Source organism: Olleya sp. KJ81-1 (assembly GCF_055808135.1).
Window position 1 is genome coordinate 1,120,004 of the sequence record NZ_CM147854.1, and the last position, 18,788, is coordinate 1,138,791.

The window sequence follows — 18,788 nt, forward strand, 5'->3', positions numbered from 1 at the left end:
ACTTTCAATTAACTAAATCCTTTAGGGCTATCAATAATTCTTTAGACGATTTGTTGTTTACTAAACCTTTTATCGTTTTTGCTTCTGATTTCTTCTCGAACGTATATCCGTTTGGCTTATATATATCACCTTCTATTTCATAATCATACATTTTATAATCATATCTGAATTTTCCGAGAGTTATAAAAGTGACTCTTTTAACTCCTGCTTTTTCTAGTAAAATTCGTGTAGTTTCACAAGATGTACCATGATTAGTAAAATCATCAATTATACATACATGAGTATTTTCAATATTACCTTTAAACCATGGATTTAAATATATAGAGTCAAACTGAGAATTACAACCGTCAGAAATTCTGCTAGCCGCACTCATTTTCTTACGTTCAATTGAATTTTTATGTCTAATTAAAATATCATATTGGTTACGGGATGAGTTAAACGATTTTCTTAAAATCTCTTTTAATTCAAAAAGGTCTTGATTTGGTTCTGTTTTAGAAGATGGATAATATCCCCAATATTTAACATCTTCCATTTCTTTATACAACTGATATATACTCAATAAAGAATAAATAAAGAAAGGGCTTTTGTTTCTTATATTATGTTGTTTTAAAAAGGTTCTAAGTTCTTCGCAGATTACTTTAACTTCTGCATCAGGCTGATTATTTGTCATTGCATCAGTAAGTCCATACAAGCTCGCATTATCATTAATTTTTAATGAATAAAACCAAGGCTTATCAATATCAAGGTAATTAGTTGTAAAGTTTACCAGTCTTTCGGGGCTGAGAATTCCGATTCCATATCCTTCTGTATAAATTCTATCATCTGGATTGTTTTCTTTGGCATAATCGGCTGTCAAGAGAATAAGTTTAGCGTTTGCAGCTAATTGCATATCTGTATCCTTTGACCCAAGAATGAAAATATCTTTAAAGTCAAATTTTGTGTTTTCAACAATAATATTTATTAATTCTCCTCTTCTTCTAAGAGTATTTCTTATTAGTTGTTTTTGAAAGTCATTAGGTAACTGGTCTAACAGATTTTTATTTATAGATATAATGACAACTTTATTACCTTCTTGATGGTTTTCAAATATTTTTAAAGCGTCTTTAATGCCATCAAAGTACTCGGTAGTACCTTTCTTAAATATCGAATCTACAGATGCTATTATTAATTTCATAACTGGCTTATAATTAATTTCCCATTCACTAATTTATAATATTTTAATTATTCGAAAGTATATTTTATCATTTATCTTAGTTAACTAAGGATTTGAATTATCTTACACAATAGTATTGTATGAAATTGCTCCTACATTACCAATAAATATTTTAACATAATAATTTAATGTACTAGTTAAACTTATACATTTCATCTTTAGTTACAGTGATTGTTTCAAAAGAACTCTCAATTATATTACCATCTAAATCAGAACCAATAGCTTTAAGAAAACTTATCATATCATCACTTAATAATTCTGCATTAACATCATCAATCTTAATAATGACATGCCATTTATTAAGAGGTCTTTTCGTACTCCAAACAACAACATTTCTTGAAGTGTCTATATAATTATAAGTCATTTTCAAATCAAAACAAACTTGATTATTCGCATTCTTATAAGAATCTATAATAATCTCATCAACTATTGTACACACAGCATCACGAATAACATTAAAATCTTCTTTTTTAAATTTATATTTCGGATTATTAAACTTCTTATAAAGTTGTTCATAATCATCAAGACCTTTAGAAGATGAGTTAATATCAATCTTATTTTGTACTTTGTCCCTTTTATCAGTCAATTGTTCAAGTTTAACTTTAGACTTCTTATAAAAATCAAGTATGGTTGTATCACCATCTAATTCATCCACTAGTAATTTTGCATATTTTTTAACAGCACGTTCTAATTTTTTATGTTCGGCATTAATCGATTCTAATTCTTTTTTATAATCAGAAATAAAGTCGGTATTATTAACAACTTTCATCAAGTGATTCATTAAATCATTTGATTTGAAAAGATGTTTTATAATGAATGATTCTAGTTTAAATATGTTTATACCACTTGCACCACACTTAGTATGGGTGTTCCTGTTAGAAGAACATATATAATTATAGTCCCCTTTATTCGGTTTGATTTTGCCATAATAGTTCTTACCACAAGTACACCGTATTTTTCCTTTAAGCAGGTAATTGTATTTAGTTTCCCCTTTTCGTTTATATTTCCTTTTCTTGATAATACTTTGAACATCATCAAATAAATTCTTATCAATAATCTTCGGTGTATTATACTTGATACCACCGTATATGCGCTCACCGATAAACCATTTATTTCCTAGAATGTCAACAATTGTTTTATCGACCCATTTAATAGAACTAGGGTCTTGGATTGAGATTTTACCTGTGTACTTATTCCTACGTTTAATTGGTTTACCTATCTTATTATATCTTGTAGGTACATCATCTTTATTTAATTGATTTGAAATATATCTAGCACCATGATTATTAAGAGCCATATTGAAAATCCTTTTCACAACCTTTGCTTCATCTTCATCAATCATCAACATAGAATTTTCATCTGTAGTATATCCATAAGGTATTACTCCCCAAGCTTTACCTTTCTCAACATTGTTCTTTAGTACTTTCTTAGTTTGATATCCTTGAAGTTTTGCTTGATAAGTATTTATACTAGATATGATAGACCCCATTAGACTCTGCGTTGGGTCTGAAAAATCGACCAACTTACTATCGAAGTATAAATTCACCTTATACTTCATCATTATAGCTATAAAACCATGGTATGTTTGTTCGTTTCTAGATAGTCTGTTTTGATTCCGCATCCAAATTGATGTAATATGTTTAGAAGAAACTTGTGAAACCAACTCCATCAGAACAGGTCGTTGTTCCATGGGTAAAGTACCTGAAATCCCTTCACCTTCATCAAATAGTCTATAAGACATGTTTTGTTTTTCAGCGAACTTGACTCCTTCATTTTGTTGGTTTAAAATGGAAGTAGAATCTGTATCTTCTTTAGATAGTCTTGTGTATATGGCTAACATGGAATAGAGTCTTTAATTTACACAAACCTACAACAAACAACTTACCCCCACAACATATTATTTACATCACTAATGGTGTGATGCGGACTTCTAAAGGGTCTTTGAGCCATCAAACCAGTGTCCTTAACACGACCAACTACACTGTGTATTTTTGTAGTCTCTAAAGCTTCATGTAAAGTCATTGGTGGTAAAATACTAGGCAAACGCTTTGCTAACATAGTCTTACCTGCTCCTGGAGGACCTATCAAAATAATATTATGTCCACCAGCTGCTGCAATTTTCATGCAACGTTTTATACTTTCTTGACCTTTTACATCACTAAAATCAAACTCAGGAAAGTCTAAGTTTTTTTCAAATTCTTTTCTTGTATCAATTATAGTTTGTTCTAAAGCTTCTCCTTTATCAAAATAATTAATGACTTGTTTTATATTTTCTACTCCATAAACCTCAAGACCATCAACAATTGCTGCTTCTTTTACGTTTTGTATAGGTAGTATAAAACCTTTGTAACCTTCCTCTCTGGCTTTGATTGCAATTGGCAAAGCCCCTTTTATAGGTTGTAAAGTACCATCCAAGGACAACTCGCCCATGATTAAAAAATCCTCTAAATTATCCGCAGCTATTTGTTTTGACGCAGCCAAAATACCCATAGCCAAAGTCAAATCATAAGCAGATCCTTCTTTACGAAGGTCTGCTGGTGACATATTTATAATTATTTTTTTACCTGGAATTTTATACCCATTATTTTGAAGTGCAGCAGCAATCCTAAAATTACTTTCTTTAATGGCATTATCCGGAAGCCCAACAAGATGGTATCCAATACCACTATCTATATTAACTTCTACGGTTACTGTTGTGGCTTCGACACCAAAGACAGCACTTCCAAAAACTTTTCTTAGCATAAAATGGTTAGTTTAGATAATAAAAGTAGGAAAAAAGTTTCAATACTCTACTTTAATACCGTAAACTCTATTGCAGAATCGTTGTAAACTTTGTGCGTTTGCGCTTTAAAATCAGAAGCTTTAGCTTCAAATATATTATCCACGTACGTTTGTGGATTGATATCTATGTAAGGAAAAAATGTACTTTGTACTTGTACTTGTATTTTGTGTCCTTTTTTAAAGGTGTGTAACACATCCTGCAACGTTATGTTTACAGCTGTTTTTTGATTTGGTACAAAAGGTTCTGGATTAGTCATACTATTTCTAAAACGTCCACGCATGGTTTCGCTTCTAATTAGCATGTGGTAATTACTTAATTTTAAGTGGTCTTGTACGTCTTCAGTATTTTCTGTGTCAGCAGGAAAAACATCAATAACCTTAACAATCCAATCTGCAGAAGTACCTGTTGTAGACACCTGTAGTTTAGCTAAAATATCGCCTGCTAAAGTGATGTCGTTTTCTAAAACTTCAGTTTCAAAAGTTAAAACATCAGGACGTCTTGATGCAAAACGTTGATCGTCGGTCATAAATTTACGTGGTGTAAATACTACTTTTACATCTTCACTATAAGGTACAGGCTTTTTAGGATCACTAATAAAATCGCTTGAAGCAATCATACGATTTGCTTTTTGCGTTAAACGTTGATCTGGTTGCATAAAATAGCTTTCTTTAACACTATTTTCTGGTGGCCAAGCTGTAAAATCTGCCCATTGTTTTGTTCCTGTATTAAAAAAGTGCGCTTCAGGTAAGTCTAAAGTCCCTTCGCCATTATTTTTTAAGAAATGATTAAAGAATTTAGTTTCAATATTTTTCTGGAAATCATCCGAAATATTATCTCCAAAATGAATATTTCCAATCACTTGACGTTCTTTATTTCTAGCCCAATCACCATGACTCCAAGGTCCAAAAACAACACCATTATAGTTTTTGCTGTTTTTCTCGATAGTTTTATACGTGTTAAACGGTCCGTATAAATCCTCTGCATCAAACAAACCTCCTACAATTAAAGTTGCTGGTTTGATATCTTTTAAATGCTGAATAATGCCTCTACTCTGCCAAAACTCATCATAATTTGGATGGCTCTTTATTTGATTCCAAAACACATTGTCCTCTCCGTAATATTTGTTTAAATTACTAAGTGGTCCTGCATCTAAAAAAAATTGGTATTGATCTTCTGTACCAATCTCCGGAAACTTATACCATGCTTCCTTTGTTGGTTGGTCTTTCATGTGTCCAAAAAGCGATGTTGCTCTCCAATAGCTTAATAAAAAAGTACCATTATGGAAAAAATCATCAAAAAAGAAATCACTAATACAAGCCTGAGGCGACGCTGCTTTTAAAGCAGGATGTCCTGATAATGCAGAATAAGTTGTGTAAAAACCTGGATAAGAAATTCCCCAAGTCCCCACATTACCGTTATTATTTTCTACGTTATTAATTAGCCAATCAATAGTATCATACGTATCACTAGCTTCGTCAAACTGCTCGCCTGTTTTGTTTGGAATAAAGGCTCTCATGTTATCATAAACACCTTCACTATTCCAACGTCCACGTACATCTTGATACACCACAATATTACCTTCTTTCATTAAATATTGATTCGGAGCGATTGTAGATTTAAACTCGTTTTCGCCATAAGGTCTGCAACTGTAAGGTGTACGTTGCATTAAAATAGGATATTGTTTTGAAGTGTCTTTTGGCGAATAAATTGTGGTATGTAATTTTGTCCCGTCACGCATAGCAATTGACACTTCTTTTTTATTGTAATGTTCAGCAACAATAAATGTGTCTTTTGCGACCTCAGAAGTTGCGGTGTCTAATTTTAGTTGGTCTTTACAAGACGAAAACACTAGCGTTATGGCTAGTAAAAGAAGAATACGTTTCATTAATTTTTGATTTTAAAAAACTAAAGATAGGTATTTTATTACTAAATTGAAATTACATTACTATACTATAAATTAGTAATAAACTGAAGCATTCGTTTTTCCGAATAATAGGTATTTTGTTCATCATAAAAACCAACATGCCCACCATATTTAGGCATTTCTAAATAAAAATTAGCGTTTTGCTCGGCTTCATTAATTGGGTAACATTCCTTTGACAAAAAAGAATCGTTTTGAGCATTTATTAATAACGTCGGGATCGCAATATTTTTTAAATATTGTAGACTACTTGCTTGCTCGTAATAATCATAAGCATCTTTAAAACCGTGCGCTTTTGAAGTATACACATCGTCAAAATCTTTTAAAGTTTTGACAGCACTTAAATCTTGATTGTTAATTTTCTGCGGAAATAAGTGTTGTTTCTCTATTAATTTAGTTCTTAAATTTCTTAGAAACTTCTTAGAATACACATAGTTTTTAGAGGACATTAACTGCTCTAAAGACCCTCTTAAATACACAGGAACTGATACTGTTACTGCTGCTTTAATTTGTTTTGGCAAATCAGATGTTTCACCTAAATACTTTAAAATAACATTACCACCTAAGCTAAATCCGTTTAGATAAATGGTGTCATAATTAAACTGAGTCGTAATATGTTTTATGACTGAAGCTAAGTCGTCTGTCTTACCTGAGTGATACGATTGAAAGGTTTTGTTTACCTCTCCACTACATCCTCTAAAATTGACGCAAACCGCATCCATATTATTTTGATTAGCTATTTTAGCTGATCCTAGCATATAATGGCGTTGTGCATTACCTTCTAAGCCATGCAAAATAATTAGTAATTTGTTGGTTTTTTTGTTTGCGAAACTCCAATCTAAATCTATAAAATCTTGATCTGGTAAAGTAATGCGTTCTCGTTTTTGAGTTACGCCTTCTACCTTGCGCATTACACCAGAATAAATAGTAGAAATATGTCCATTTCTGAAGATAAATTTGGGTTTATATGTGGATTTTAGGATTGGCATTTATTGTTGTTTATTGATTCTATTAAAAAAAACGTCACATTGAGCACAGTCGAAATGCTATAAAACCTGAAATCTCAAGTTTTTCGACTGCGCTCAAAATGACAACTATTTAGCTACTAAAGTAATACTTGTTTTTAAACTGTCACATTGAGCGTAATCAGAATGCTACAAAACCAAAGGTTACAAGTTTTTCGACTGCGCTCAAAATGACAACTATTTAGCTACTCAAGCAATACTTATTTCTAAACTGTCACATTGAGCGTAATCAGAATGCTACAAAACCAAAGGTTACAAGTTTTTCAACTGCGCTCAAAATAACAACTATTTAGCTATTAAAGCAATACTTATTTTTAAACTGTCACATTGAGCGCAGTCGAAATGCTACAAATCCAAAGATCTCAAATTTTTCGACTGCACTCAAAATGACAACTATTTAGCTACTAAAGCAATACTATTTTTAAACTGTCACATTGAGCGTAATCAGAATGCTACAAAACCAAAGGTTACAAGTTTTTCGACTGCGCTCAAAATGACAACTATTTAGCTACTAAAGCAATACTTGTTTTTAAACTGTCACATTGAGCGTAATCAGAATGCTACAAAACCTGAAATCTCAAATTTTTCGGCTGCGCTCAAAATGACAATTGTTAAACGACTATAAAACACTAAACCTCTAAACTAGTAAACTCAAACTTTCCGCCATCAAACAAGCCTTTATCACTCAATTTTAATGAAGGAATTACTAATAAAGCCATAAAAGATAAGGTCATGTAAGGCGCATTTAATGTTGTACCTAATTGTTTAGCAAACGCATCCAATTCCGCGTAAGCGTGACCAATAGTTTCTGCATTTTTATCGCTCATAATTCCGGCAACAGGAAGCGATACTATTTTTTGATCTGTATCAGAAACTGCACAAATCCCACCTTTGTTTTTAATAATTAAATTAACTGCTTTGCAAATGGCTTCGTCGCTAACACCAACCGCAATTATATTATGAGAATCATGTCCAACAGAACTTGCAATTGCACCTTCTTTTAAACCGAAATTTTTAATAAATGCTAACGATGGCTCATCATTTTTGTAACGGTTAACTACTGTCATTTTTAGCACGTCAGTAGTTGTGTTTGATACTAAGTTTCCGTTTTGGATTGTTGCTTCTTCAATTAATTGATTAGTTACTAATTGCCCTTCTAAAGCTTCAATTACTCGTATTTTTTTGGCTGTACTTTCGACTTTAAAGTCTTCAACCGTTTTATTCTTAGTATCAAAATTATTCAAATTTTTAAATGCAACGTGCTTAATTAAAGACGTTCCGTTATCAAACACTAACTCACCATTTATATACGTTTGTAATGTTTTAAAGTCTTTTAAATCTTCGACAATAATAAAATCGGCATCATCATTTTTTTGTAGTAATCCAACATCTAAATTATAGTGTTTTACAGGATTGATACACGCTGCCTGTAACACTTTAAAAACATCCATATCTTTTGCTACTGCTCTAGCACAAAGTGCATTTATATGATTTAATAATAAATCGTCAGGATGCTTATCGTCACTACAAAACATCATATTTTGATAATGCTCAGGTAATAAATATATTAAAGCCTCAAAGTTTTTGGCTGCACTACCTTCTCTAATCAAGATTTTCATTCCCTTTTGAAGCTTTTCTAACGCCTCGTCATAGGTAAAACACTCGTGATCTGTGCTAATTCCTGCATTGATATATTTAGTAACATCATCACCTCTTAAACCAGGTGCGTGACCATCTACGGGTTTGTTATAATGTTTTGCCCAAGCTATTTTTTTTAGTACTTCCTCGTCATCAAACAGTACGCCAGGATAGTTCATCATTTCGGCTAGATATTTAATATCTGGATTAGCCATTAGGGTTTTAATGTCATCCGAATCTATAACTGCTCCAGCCGACTCAAAAGTAGTTGCTGGCACACAACTTGGTGCTCCAAAATTGAATTTAAAGGGTGTTTTTTTACCATTTTTAATCATAAACTCGACACCTGCGACACCTAATACATTGGCAATTTCATGAGGATCACTAACCGTAGCAATAGTTCCATGTTTAACTGCTATTTTAGCAAACTCTGATGGTACTAACATCGAACTTTCAATATGTATATGCGCGTCTACAAAACCTGGTAAAATATAATGTTTTACATCGTGTTCTTTTTCTGTGATAGATTGTATTTTACCTGAATCCACAGTGATTTCTCCACTAAAAATAAGTTTGTTTTGTATGTCTACTATTTGTCCTTGTATTGTTTTCATGTTGTACTATATAACAGTAAAAAAAATCCTGCAATTGCAGGATAGTTTTATTCAATTAAAAATTATTAATTCCTTCTTTTAACCAATTGTAATAGGTGTCGGAATCTGGAGTATAAGCAACTGGAGTATTTAAATTCTCTTCGTTGTGACCCATTAACACATAATAGGGTTGTGTATTAGATTTGTATTTAATGGTTTGAAATTCGCTCCACTTTTGACCAATATACTTAAGTTTTTTACCTGGTCTTAATTTAGAGTCTACAATTTCATCTGCTTCTAATTCTCTTTTATCATCAACATATAATGAGATTAAAACCACGTCATTTTTTAGGACATTTAAAATATTCCCTTTTGGCCAAACGTTTTGTTCCATTTTTCGACAATTAACACAAGCCCAACCTGTAAAATCTAACATAACTGGCTTATTCACTTTTTTAGCATACGCTAAACCTAAATCATAATCATTAAATGCTAATATGTCATGTGGTGCTAATAAATGCGCACCTTCTGGTAAATCATCATGAGTGTTACTAGCATTGCGTTCTCCTTTTGAGTTACCTACTCCGTAAGGCGACTCACTATAATCTAATGGTGGTGGAAAAGCACTAATTAGGTTTAAAGGTGCTCCCCAAAGTCCAGGAATCATATAAATTGTAAACGTTAAAACAATCAATCCAAGACTTAATCTACCAACTGAAATATGTGGTAAAGGCGAATCATGTGGTAATTGTATTTTTCCGAAAAGGTACAAGGCTAAAGTCCCAAAAATAGCAATCCAAATAGCTATAAATACTTCACGCTCTAGCAAATGTAATTGCAATACTAGGTCTGCTTGTGATAAAAATTTGAATGCTAAAGCTAACTCTAAAAATCCTAAAACGACTTTAACAGTATTTAACCAACCTCCTGATTTTGGTAACGAGTTTAACCATCCTGGAAACGCTGCAAATAATGTAAATGGTAACGCTATAGCGGAAGAAAAGCCAAGCATACCTATAATTGGTGCAATACCACCTTTAGAGGCTGCCTCCACCAATAATGTACCAACAATTGGTCCTGTGCATGAAAAAGAAACGATTGCTAAAGCTAATGCCATAAAAAAGATACCAATAAAACCTCCTCTATTAGCTTGCGAGTCTACTTTATTTGCCCAAGAATTTGGTAGCATAATCTCAAATGCACCTAAAAACGAAAACGCAAATACAACTAATAATCCAAAAAAGATAAGGTTAAACCAAACATTAGTTGCTAATGCATTTAAAGCATCTGCACCAAAAATAGCTGTAACCGCTGTACCTAAAAGTAAATAGATAGCTATAATACATAACCCATAAATTATAGCATTTTTAATACCTGACGCCTTGCTTTTACTTTGCTTTGTAAAAAAACTAACTGTCATTGGTATCATAGGAAACACGCATGGTGTTAACAACGCTGCAAATCCTGATAAGAACGCTATAAAAAAGATACTCCATAGTCCTTTGTTGTCATTACTTTCATCATCATTATTATTAGTTGCTTTAGTGTCCTCTGTGGCTAAACCGTTTAAATTAATATCTAAATCTATAAAAGCAGGAGCCAAACATTTTTCGTCATCGCAAGCTTGATAATACGCTTCGGCTTGAATAGTGTTTAACGTTGGATTTAACACTTCAATTATTTGAGTAAAAACTGCTTGTTTTTCAAAGTATTTTACATTCATTTGAAAAGCGTTTTCAAACTTTTCAACCGTTTCAGATTCTTTTAAATCACCTATTAATTTAAAATCTTTATTTTCATTTTTAAATGTAATCTCAGTAGGTATTGGACCCATTGGCTCTTTATTATCCTGAGAATAAATATGCCATTTTGGATCTAAAACAGCAGTATATGTTAATTCATATTGCGTGTCATTTAGTTTTTTGACTCCTGTTTTCCAACTTACAGGATCAAATATTTTAGATGTTGGACTAAAAATGTTTTCCGTAGATATTAATGCGTTAACTGTTTCTGATATTGGCTTGGCTTCAGCAATATTAAAAACAACTTCTTCAAACTCATAAATGCATTTTGAGTCATCGCATGCTTGATAAGCAACCTCACTTTTAATTGTTTTTTGCTCTGGATTTAATAATTTGATTTTTTGAGCAAAAGTTGCTTCGCCATCAAAAAAGGTTAAATCCATTTGGAACACCTTATCAAATTGCGTTATAGATTCGCTTTCAAACGCTTTTCCAATCAATTCATAATTATTGGTTTTATTTACAGAATCGTAAACAAACTCGGTTGGTAACGCACCACCTTCGTCTAAATGTTGAGAATATAAATGCCAATGCTCCTTAATACTTGCTGTATACACTAAAACATACTCTTGATCGGATATTTTCTGAACTTCGTTACTCCATTTTACTGGTTTTAAAACCTGTGCATTAACACTTAAAATAGTGATAAAAAATAGTATAAAAGCGGTTATATGCTTCATTATGATAATTTAATTTTTAGTATTGATTTAGTTTGATTGGTTACCTTAAATCTATCGTCCGCACGATGATTAATAACCCAAACAATTTTATCTTGGCTGCACAATAATAAGACCTTCTGTTTTTCTAATATCGATAACTTTTGGTCTTTAAAATATTTGCTTAACTTCTTTTTACCTAGCATGCCTAAAGGGTAAAAATAGTCTCCTTCTTGCCAATGTCTTACAGTTAATGGTAATTTTAACGTTTCTTTATCAATAAACACGGTAGATGCATCAGATTTATCAATATTTGTTACTGTTTCAAAAGATAAAACACCTGACAAAACATTTACTTCGGTTTCCAAATTATTGATTATAACAGACCCTTCATTTTGATGTAGATCCTCCTTCGTTTTTAATTCACTTAAAATTAAAGTCTCTCTATTTTTAAGTAATTGATGTGTTGCAGAAAACACTTGCTTCCCACTTTGTGCGGTCAACAAATTAACAATATCTGTCCATTGTGTAAATCCGTAATCTTTAAAAACTTCATATAAATAAGCTTTAGGATTACTGACTTTAATAAACTCTGATATTTTATAACTAACCTGAATATCATCAATATCGATAATTGCTCGTTTTAAAACCGCTTGCACACTTTCTTCAACAATATCTGCTGTATCATTAAGATTATTTAATGTGTTTTTAAAATTGGTTAAAACATTATTATTTAATTCTTTTAAAACCGGAATAACATCATGTCTTAACTTGTTACGTAGGTATTTTGTAGATGCGTTACTACTATCTTCTCTCCAAAGTATCTGATTTGACACCGCAAAATCTTCGATAGTTTCTCTAGAAAATGGCAACAATGGTCTAACAATATTATCATTTATTTCCGGAATACCTTTTAAACCTTCTAAACCTGTTCCGCGAGTCAAGTTAATTAAAAACGTTTCTAAATTATCATCTGCGTGATGGGCAGTTAAAATGTAGTCAAAATCTAGATTCTCAGCTAAATCCTGAAACCAATCATAACGCAATGTTCTTGCTGCCATTTGGATGGATTCCTTATTACTTTTGGCGTAAGCCTTAGTATCAAAACTTTCAGTAAATACTTCTAATTCCAAGCTATCGGCTAAATCCACAACAAATTTTTGGTCACCATCACTTTCAATACCTCTTAAATTAAAATTACAATGCGCCAATGTAATATCTAAACCAGATGTTTTACACAAATGCGTTAAAATAACACTATCCAAACCTCCTGAAATAGCAAGCAATAGTTTGCTGCTTCTAAGAAAAGGAAGCGTGTTGTTTATGTGATTCTGGAAGTGTTCTTGCATGTATAAATGTAAAGATTTCTATTTAACTCTCTAAAACCGTCCTCATAGCTTTGGCTTTAAGCAAACATTCTTCATATTCGTTTAAAGGATCAGATTTTGCAGTAATGGCACCTCCAACCGAGTATGACACGTATTTATTACTGGCATTGTATAAAATACTACGGATTACGACATTAAAGTCAAAGTCGCCTGTTGGCGAAATATAGCCGACTGCACCAGAGTATAAACCGCGTTTGGTTTCTTCTAAATTTTCAATAATTTTCATTGCCGAAATTTTTGGTGCTCCAGTCATACTTCCCATAGGAAACGTACTTTTAATAATATCTATTGGATGTGTGTTTTTATCTACCTGAGAGGTTACTGTAGATATCATTTGATGTACTTGATCAAAGGTGTAAATCTTGCATAATTCTTCAACTTTTACGCTCCCTTTTGTTGCGGTTTGCGATAAGTCATTACGCACCAAATCGACAATCATTACGTTTTCGCTACGTTCCTTTTGATCCGATACTAAATTGTTTTTTAAAATAGAATCTAATATAAAATCATCCTCACGTTTTGCAGTCCCTTTAATAGGCTGCGATATAATTTTAGTATCCTCTTTTTTAATGTAACGCTCTGGTGACGCAGACAATAAGTATTTATCATTTAGCTTTAAAAACGTCGCAAATGGTGGTTTTGAAATGGCATTAAGTTTATTGTAAATCTCTAACGGGTTTATAACGGTGTCCTCTGCATAAAACTCTTGACAAAAATTAGCCTCGTAAATATCACCTCTGTGTATGTGACTTAACATGGTTTTAATCTTATCAAAATACGCCTCTTTATGTATTCTGAGTTTTATTTTAATAGGGTCGTTTTCAATCGAAAAATTGTTTCTTTCGTCGTCCTTGTAACTATTTATTTCATTTAAATCGGTTTCCACTTCATCATCAACCATTTTTAAATACTGCAGTTCCACAGTGTCTCCTTTAAATAAAAAGATTTTTTTAGGTTGAAAAAAATATAATTCAGGAAATCCTAAACCATCATAATTAGCAGATTTTAAAGGCTCGACATCATTTTTTAAATCGTATGATAAATAACCAAAAACCCAATCGTTAGTAAGCGACTGATACTCTTTAAATTGCTCAAAAGCGTTATGATAATCGGTTTGGATTCCTGTAAAAGCGTCTACAGCCAATACTGCATCATAACTTGAATATTGTTGTTGATAGTTATTAGAATCCAGCCAAACGACATCGTCAAATTGTTGGCTCCAAGACAATAAATTTTGTTTGAAGTCCTCAGGGTTAGTTAGTTTATGTATAGTAGTTGTTCTCACGAAGTAAAATGTTGCGTAAAGTTAAACAGAAATGTTAAAAAAACGAGTATTTTAGTCATGAGATTAAATATAAGACAGATGTTTCAGTTAACAAATAACGTATTAAAAATTTCGGTTAAACCTAAAGGCGCAGAATTATGCGAAATTGCTTCCGTAAAAAATGACAATCAATTTATGTGGCATGCAGATCCTGACATTTGGGGAAGTTTTGCACCAAACTTATTTCCAATAATTGGAGCATTAAAAAATGACCAATACACTTTTGAAGGTAAAACCTACAACATGCCAAAGCATGGATTTGTAAGGCATAATGACGATATAAAATTAGTAAAGCAAACCAACAATAGCTTAACTTTTAGCTTAATTTATAATGAAGCCTTATTGAAACAGTTTCCTTTTAAGTTTGAATTTTTAATCACTTACACTTTAAAAAACAACACTTTAGATATCAAACACACCGTTAAAAACTTAGATAATAAAACAATCTATTTTAGTATTGGTGGACATCCTGCTTTTAAATGTCCTGTTTATAACAATGAAAATTATACTGATTACAGTTTGGTTTTTGAAAACGAAGAAACAGCCCAAACCTATGTATTAAATATGGATAATGGTTTAGTTACCAATCAAACAAAGCCAGTTTTTAATACTAAAAACAGCATCAATTTAAAACCAGATTTATTTAATAAAGATGCGCTTATTTTTAAAGATTTACAATCCAGAAAAGTGGCTTTAGTGAGTAAAACTCATGGCGAAATACTAAATGTAACCTATAAAGACTTTAATTATTTGGGTATTTGGGCTAAACCAAACGCACCTTATGTTTGTATAGAACCTTGGTTAGGTATTGCTGACGCTGAAAACACATTACAAAAACTAATCGAAAAAGAAGGTATTATTAAATTACCACAAAATGAAACCTTTAATGCAAGCTACAGTATACAAATACATGAGCATCATTTAGGGTAAACAAAATAATAGTGGTAATTTTGTAGGCTAAAATAACACGTTTTGAGCTTTAGAGATTTAAATTTAAATACCCCTTTATATAACGCAATTGACGACCTAGGGTTTACACAACCAACTCCAATACAAGCAGAAGCTTTTAATGTAGTTGCAAGTGGTAAAGATATGGTTGGTATTGCACAAACTGGTACTGGTAAAACTTTTGCCTATATGTTACCAATACTTAAAAACCTAAAATTTTCTAAGCAAGATAATCCTCGTGTTTTAATTTTAGTACCTACTAGAGAATTAGTAGTGCAAGTTGTTGATGAGATTGAAAAATTAGCAAAATACATAAACACGCGTGTGCTTGGTGTTTATGGAGGAACCAACATTAACACACAAAAACAAGCAGTTGCGCAAGGTCAAGATATTATTGTTGCAACGCCTGGACGATTGTATGATTTAGCAGTTAGTCGTGTATTACAACTTAAATCTTTAGAGCGTTTAGTTATTGACGAAGTTGATGTTATGTTAGACTTAGGGTTTAGACATCAGTTAATTAATATTTTTGATATCCTTCCAGAACGTAGACAAAACATTATGTTTTCTGCAACAATGACAGAAGATGTTGACGAATTAATTACTGACTTTTTTAAAGCACCACAAAAAGTATCTATTGCTATTTCTGGTACTCCACTAGAAAACATAGCACAAACAAAATATAGTGTCCCTAATTATTACACTAAACTTAATTTATTAGTACACTTATTACAAGATGCTGAAACGTATAATAAAGTATTAGTTTTTGTATCTAATAAACGTATGGCAGATAGACTTTTTGAAGCTTTAGACGAGTTTTTTAAAGAAGAGTTATGTGTTATCCACTCAAACAAAACGCAAAACTACAGACTACGTAGTATCGAGCAATTTAGAGAAGGTATAAATCGTGTTTTAGTTGCTACTGATGTAATGGCACGTGGATTAGATATTGATAACGTAACACACGTTTTTAACTTTGATACACCAGACTATCCTGAAAACTACATGCACAGAATTGGTAGAACAGGTCGTGCAGAACGCGAAGGACAAGCAGTTGTTTTTAGTACCGAAAAAGAACAAGACAGTCTTGAAAAAATTGAAAGTCTAATGCAAATGGACATTCCGGAATTACAAATTCCAGAGGAAGTTGAAATTTCTACTGAGTTGATTGAAGAAGAACGTACTGTAATTAAAGAACGCAACAATCCAACCAAACGTAAAGACATTGATGCACCTGGACCTGCTTTTCATGAAAAATCAGAAAAAAATAGTAAAGAAAATTTAGGTGGTAGTTATAAATTTAAAATTGCTGCCAAGTATAAAAAGCCAAAAACAAGAGGTGATAAAAATTACAATAAACGTAATAAAAAATAAAAAAAGCGAGCTATTTAGCTCGCTTTTTTTATTTAAATAAGTTTCCAAATTTTAATGTAAACTAACCACACGACTCATTTGCCATATATTTGCTTCTTTTTTCCATATCACTATAAACTTACTAGGCTTGGATATGGCATTAGGTTCTTGATTATTATAAAATGTATGCATACCTATTTGCACTGCTCCAAAATTATTAATTGGATATACCTCAACACTTCCCGTTACCAATTGTCTAGTTACTTTACCACAAATATTATTTTTTAAGCCTTCCATATAATCTGATTTAGAAGTCATTAAACCACCATTATCATGATAAAATTCCAAATTTTCAGGAATCATTTTATTTTGTAAGATTAAATCACATGTATTATAAGCTTCAAAATAAATACGATCTTGCTCTAAAATTGTATTATACAAGGTTTTATTTACAATCTCCTGAGGCTTTACGTTGTCTACTTTTATAACGGTTTTAATTTTGCAGGAACTTATTACTCCTAATAATAGTAAATAAATAAGACTTTTAGTTATGCTAATTTTCATGATTAATTGTTATTGGTTAGGCATTACTTGATTAATTACTTAATAAAGAGATTGCAAATAATTATATGTTACAGTTTTAACAAAAAAAAGCGAACCTATTAGGTTCGCTTTTTTTATTTCCGCGAAAGCGGAATATTAATTTAATTTTTAAACGTGTAAAGCACGATCATCCGTTGCAGCTAAAGCAGCTTCTTTTACCGCTTCTGCAAATGTTGGATGTGCATGTGACATACGTGAAATATCTTCGGCAGATGCTCTAAATTCCATAGCAACTACTGCTTCTGCAATTAAATCTGCACAACGTGCACCAATCATGTGTACACCTAATACTTCGTCTGTCTTTTTATCTGCAAGAATTTTAACAAATCCGTCTATATCACCTCCTGCTCTAGCACGACCTAACGCTCTAAACGGAAATTGACCCACTTTGTAATCTGCACCTGCTTCTTTTAACTCTTCTTCTGTTTTTCCAACAGCAGCAACTTCTGGCCATGTGTAAACCACACCAGGAATTAAGTTATAATCTATATGTGGTTTTTGACCTGCTAAAGTTTCAGCTACAAAAACACCTTCTTCCTCTGCTTTATGTGCTAACATTGCACCTTTTACAACATCTCCAATAGCGTAAATGTTAGATATATTAGTTTGCAAGTGGTCATTAACTTCTACTTGACCTCTGTCTGTTAATTTAACTCCAGCAGCTTCAGCATTTAAACCGTCTGTATAAGGTTTACGTCCAACAGATACTAAACAATAGTCTCCTTTAAACTCAACAACTTCTCCTTTTTTGTTTTCTGCTTTTACGATTACTTCATCTCCAACACGCTCTACTGACTGTACTTTGTGAGATAACATCATGTTAAACTTAGCCTTTTTAAAGACTTTATTCAACTCTTTAGATAAAGCTCCATCCATTCCTGGAATAATTCTGTCCATATACTCGATAACAGTAACCTCTGCACCTAAACGTCTGTAAACTTGACCTAACTCTAAACCAATAACACCACCACCAATCACAATCATGTGCTTAGGGATTTCTTTAAGTTTTAAAGCTTCAGTAGAAGTAATAATACGCTCTTTATCCAAAGTTATAAATGGTAAACTTGATGGCTTACTACCTGTTGCAATAATGGTATTTTTTGCTTCGATTGTAGTTGTTTCTTCACCTTCAATAACAATATGAGTAGCATCTTTAAAACTACCAACACCTGTAAAAACGTCGATGTTGTTTTTCTTCATTAAAAAATCAATTCCACCAGTAGTTTGATCTACAACTGCTTGCTTACGACCAATCATTTTTTCTAAATTCACTTTAATATCTCCCGGAATTTCGATCCCATGATCTTCAAAGTGCTTAGTTGCTTCTTCATAATGATGCGAAGAGGCTAATAGTGCTTTACTTGGTATACATCCTACATTTAAACATGTTCCACCTAAAGTAGAATATTTTTCAATAATTGCAGTTTTCATTCCTAATTGTGCGCAACGTATTGCTGCTACATATCCACCAGGACCTGAACCGATAATTGCTACGTCGTATTGACTCATATATTTTGTTTTTTCGCTTTCGCGGAAATTAAT

General features: G+C 32.1%; 12 protein-coding genes and 1 pseudogene. 2 read left to right on the plus strand and 11 right to left on the minus strand.

What is annotated here, in order from left to right:
• Positions 1–4 precede the first annotated feature (4 nt).
• The 9 genes and pseudogenes from AC0L3M_RS05280 to AC0L3M_RS05320 all read right to left on the minus strand — a co-directional run bounded on the left by AC0L3M_RS05280 (position 5) and on the right by AC0L3M_RS05320 (position 14,303).
• Positions 5–1,174: a phosphoribosyltransferase gene (locus AC0L3M_RS05280; protein WP_473432093.1), complete on the minus strand. Its 1,170-nt coding sequence runs from the start codon at positions 1,172–1,174 to the stop codon at positions 5–7.
• A gap of 172 nt (positions 1,175–1,346) precedes the next feature.
• Positions 1,347–3,053 carry a recombinase family protein gene (locus AC0L3M_RS05285; RefSeq protein WP_473432094.1) on the minus strand — a complete coding sequence of 569 codons (1,707 nt, stop codon included), beginning with the start codon at positions 3,051–3,053 and terminating at the stop codon, positions 1,347–1,349.
• A gap of 62 nt (positions 3,054–3,115) precedes the next feature.
• Positions 3,116–3,955, minus strand: a pseudogene (locus AC0L3M_RS05290) (YifB family Mg chelatase-like AAA ATPase); the annotation flags it as partial.
• Positions 3,956–4,002: 47 nt separating this feature from the next.
• Positions 4,003–5,880: a CocE/NonD family hydrolase gene (locus tag AC0L3M_RS05295; RefSeq protein ID WP_473432095.1), complete on the minus strand. Its 1,878-nt coding sequence runs from the start codon at positions 5,878–5,880 to the stop codon at positions 4,003–4,005.
• Between the two features lie 65 nt (positions 5,881–5,945).
• Positions 5,946–6,905: a YheT family hydrolase gene (locus AC0L3M_RS05300; RefSeq protein WP_473432096.1), complete on the minus strand. Its 960-nt coding sequence runs from the start codon at positions 6,903–6,905 to the stop codon at positions 5,946–5,948.
• A 665-nt stretch (positions 6,906–7,570) separates the two neighbouring features.
• Complete coding sequence (ade, locus tag AC0L3M_RS05305; RefSeq protein ID WP_473432097.1) at positions 7,571–9,193, minus strand: adenine deaminase; 1,623 nt, start codon at positions 9,191–9,193, stop codon at positions 7,571–7,573.
• Between the two features lie 55 nt (positions 9,194–9,248).
• Positions 9,249–11,654, minus strand: coding sequence for a protein-disulfide reductase DsbD family protein (locus AC0L3M_RS05310; RefSeq protein ID WP_473432098.1), 2,406 nt, complete (start codon positions 11,652–11,654; stop codon positions 9,249–9,251).
• A complete protein-coding gene (tilS, locus tag AC0L3M_RS05315) occupies positions 11,654–12,979 on the minus strand; it encodes a tRNA lysidine(34) synthetase TilS (RefSeq protein ID WP_473432099.1) in 1,326 nt (441 codons plus the stop codon). The genes AC0L3M_RS05310 and tilS overlap by 1 nt, the downstream gene beginning before the upstream one ends.
• A 22-nt stretch (positions 12,980–13,001) precedes the next feature.
• Complete coding sequence (locus AC0L3M_RS05320) at positions 13,002–14,303, minus strand: anthranilate synthase component I family protein (protein ID WP_473432100.1); 1,302 nt, start codon at positions 14,301–14,303, stop codon at positions 13,002–13,004.
• A 57-nt stretch (positions 14,304–14,360) separates the two neighbouring features.
• Between AC0L3M_RS05320 and AC0L3M_RS05325 the strand changes: the two genes are divergently transcribed.
• Together AC0L3M_RS05325 and AC0L3M_RS05330 are read left to right on the plus strand one after the other, a co-directional pair.
• Positions 14,361–15,272, plus strand: a complete 912-nt coding sequence (locus tag AC0L3M_RS05325) for an aldose 1-epimerase family protein (RefSeq protein ID WP_473432101.1) — start codon at positions 14,361–14,363, stop codon at positions 15,270–15,272.
• 42 nt (positions 15,273–15,314) lie between these two features.
• Positions 15,315–16,664, plus strand: coding sequence for a DEAD/DEAH box helicase (locus AC0L3M_RS05330; RefSeq protein ID WP_473432102.1), 1,350 nt, complete (start codon positions 15,315–15,317; stop codon positions 16,662–16,664).
• A gap of 51 nt (positions 16,665–16,715) precedes the next feature.
• Here the strand turns inward: AC0L3M_RS05330 and AC0L3M_RS05335 are convergent, their stop codons facing one another.
• Complete coding sequence (locus AC0L3M_RS05335; RefSeq protein WP_473432103.1) at positions 16,716–17,207, minus strand: nuclear transport factor 2 family protein; 492 nt, start codon at positions 17,205–17,207, stop codon at positions 16,716–16,718.
• Between the two features lie 147 nt (positions 17,208–17,354).
• Positions 17,355–18,755, minus strand: a complete 1,401-nt coding sequence (lpdA, locus tag AC0L3M_RS05340; protein ID WP_473432104.1) for a dihydrolipoyl dehydrogenase — start codon at positions 18,753–18,755, stop codon at positions 17,355–17,357.
• Positions 18,756–18,788 lie beyond the last annotated feature (33 nt).

Excerpts from the sequence above, each read along its gene's own strand:
- AC0L3M_RS05335 (WP_473432103.1), bottom strand. The coding sequence starts at position 17,207 with ATGAAAATTAGCATAACTAAAAGTCTTATTTATTTACTATTATTAGGA.
- AC0L3M_RS05300 (WP_473432096.1), bottom strand. The coding sequence starts at position 6,905 with ATGCCAATCCTAAAATCCACATATAAACCCAAATTTATCTTCAGAAAT.
- AC0L3M_RS05285 (WP_473432094.1), bottom strand. The coding sequence starts at position 3,053 with ATGTTAGCCATATACACAAGACTATCTAAAGAAGATACAGATTCTACT.
- AC0L3M_RS05310 (WP_473432098.1), bottom strand. The coding sequence starts at position 11,654 with ATGAAGCATATAACCGCTTTTATACTATTTTTTATCACTATTTTAAGT.
- AC0L3M_RS05295 (WP_473432095.1), bottom strand. The coding sequence starts at position 5,880 with ATGAAACGTATTCTTCTTTTACTAGCCATAACGCTAGTGTTTTCGTCT.
- ade (WP_473432097.1), bottom strand. The coding sequence starts at position 9,193 with ATGAAAACAATACAAGGACAAATAGTAGACATACAAAACAAACTTATT.
- AC0L3M_RS05280 (WP_473432093.1), bottom strand. The coding sequence starts at position 1,174 with ATGAAATTAATAATAGCATCTGTAGATTCGATATTTAAGAAAGGTACT.
- lpdA (WP_473432104.1), bottom strand. The coding sequence starts at position 18,755 with ATGAGTCAATACGACGTAGCAATTATCGGTTCAGGTCCTGGTGGATAT.
- tilS (WP_473432099.1), bottom strand. The coding sequence starts at position 12,979 with ATGCAAGAACACTTCCAGAATCACATAAACAACACGCTTCCTTTTCTT.
- AC0L3M_RS05325 (WP_473432101.1), top strand. The coding sequence starts at position 14,361 with ATGAGATTAAATATAAGACAGATGTTTCAGTTAACAAATAACGTATTA.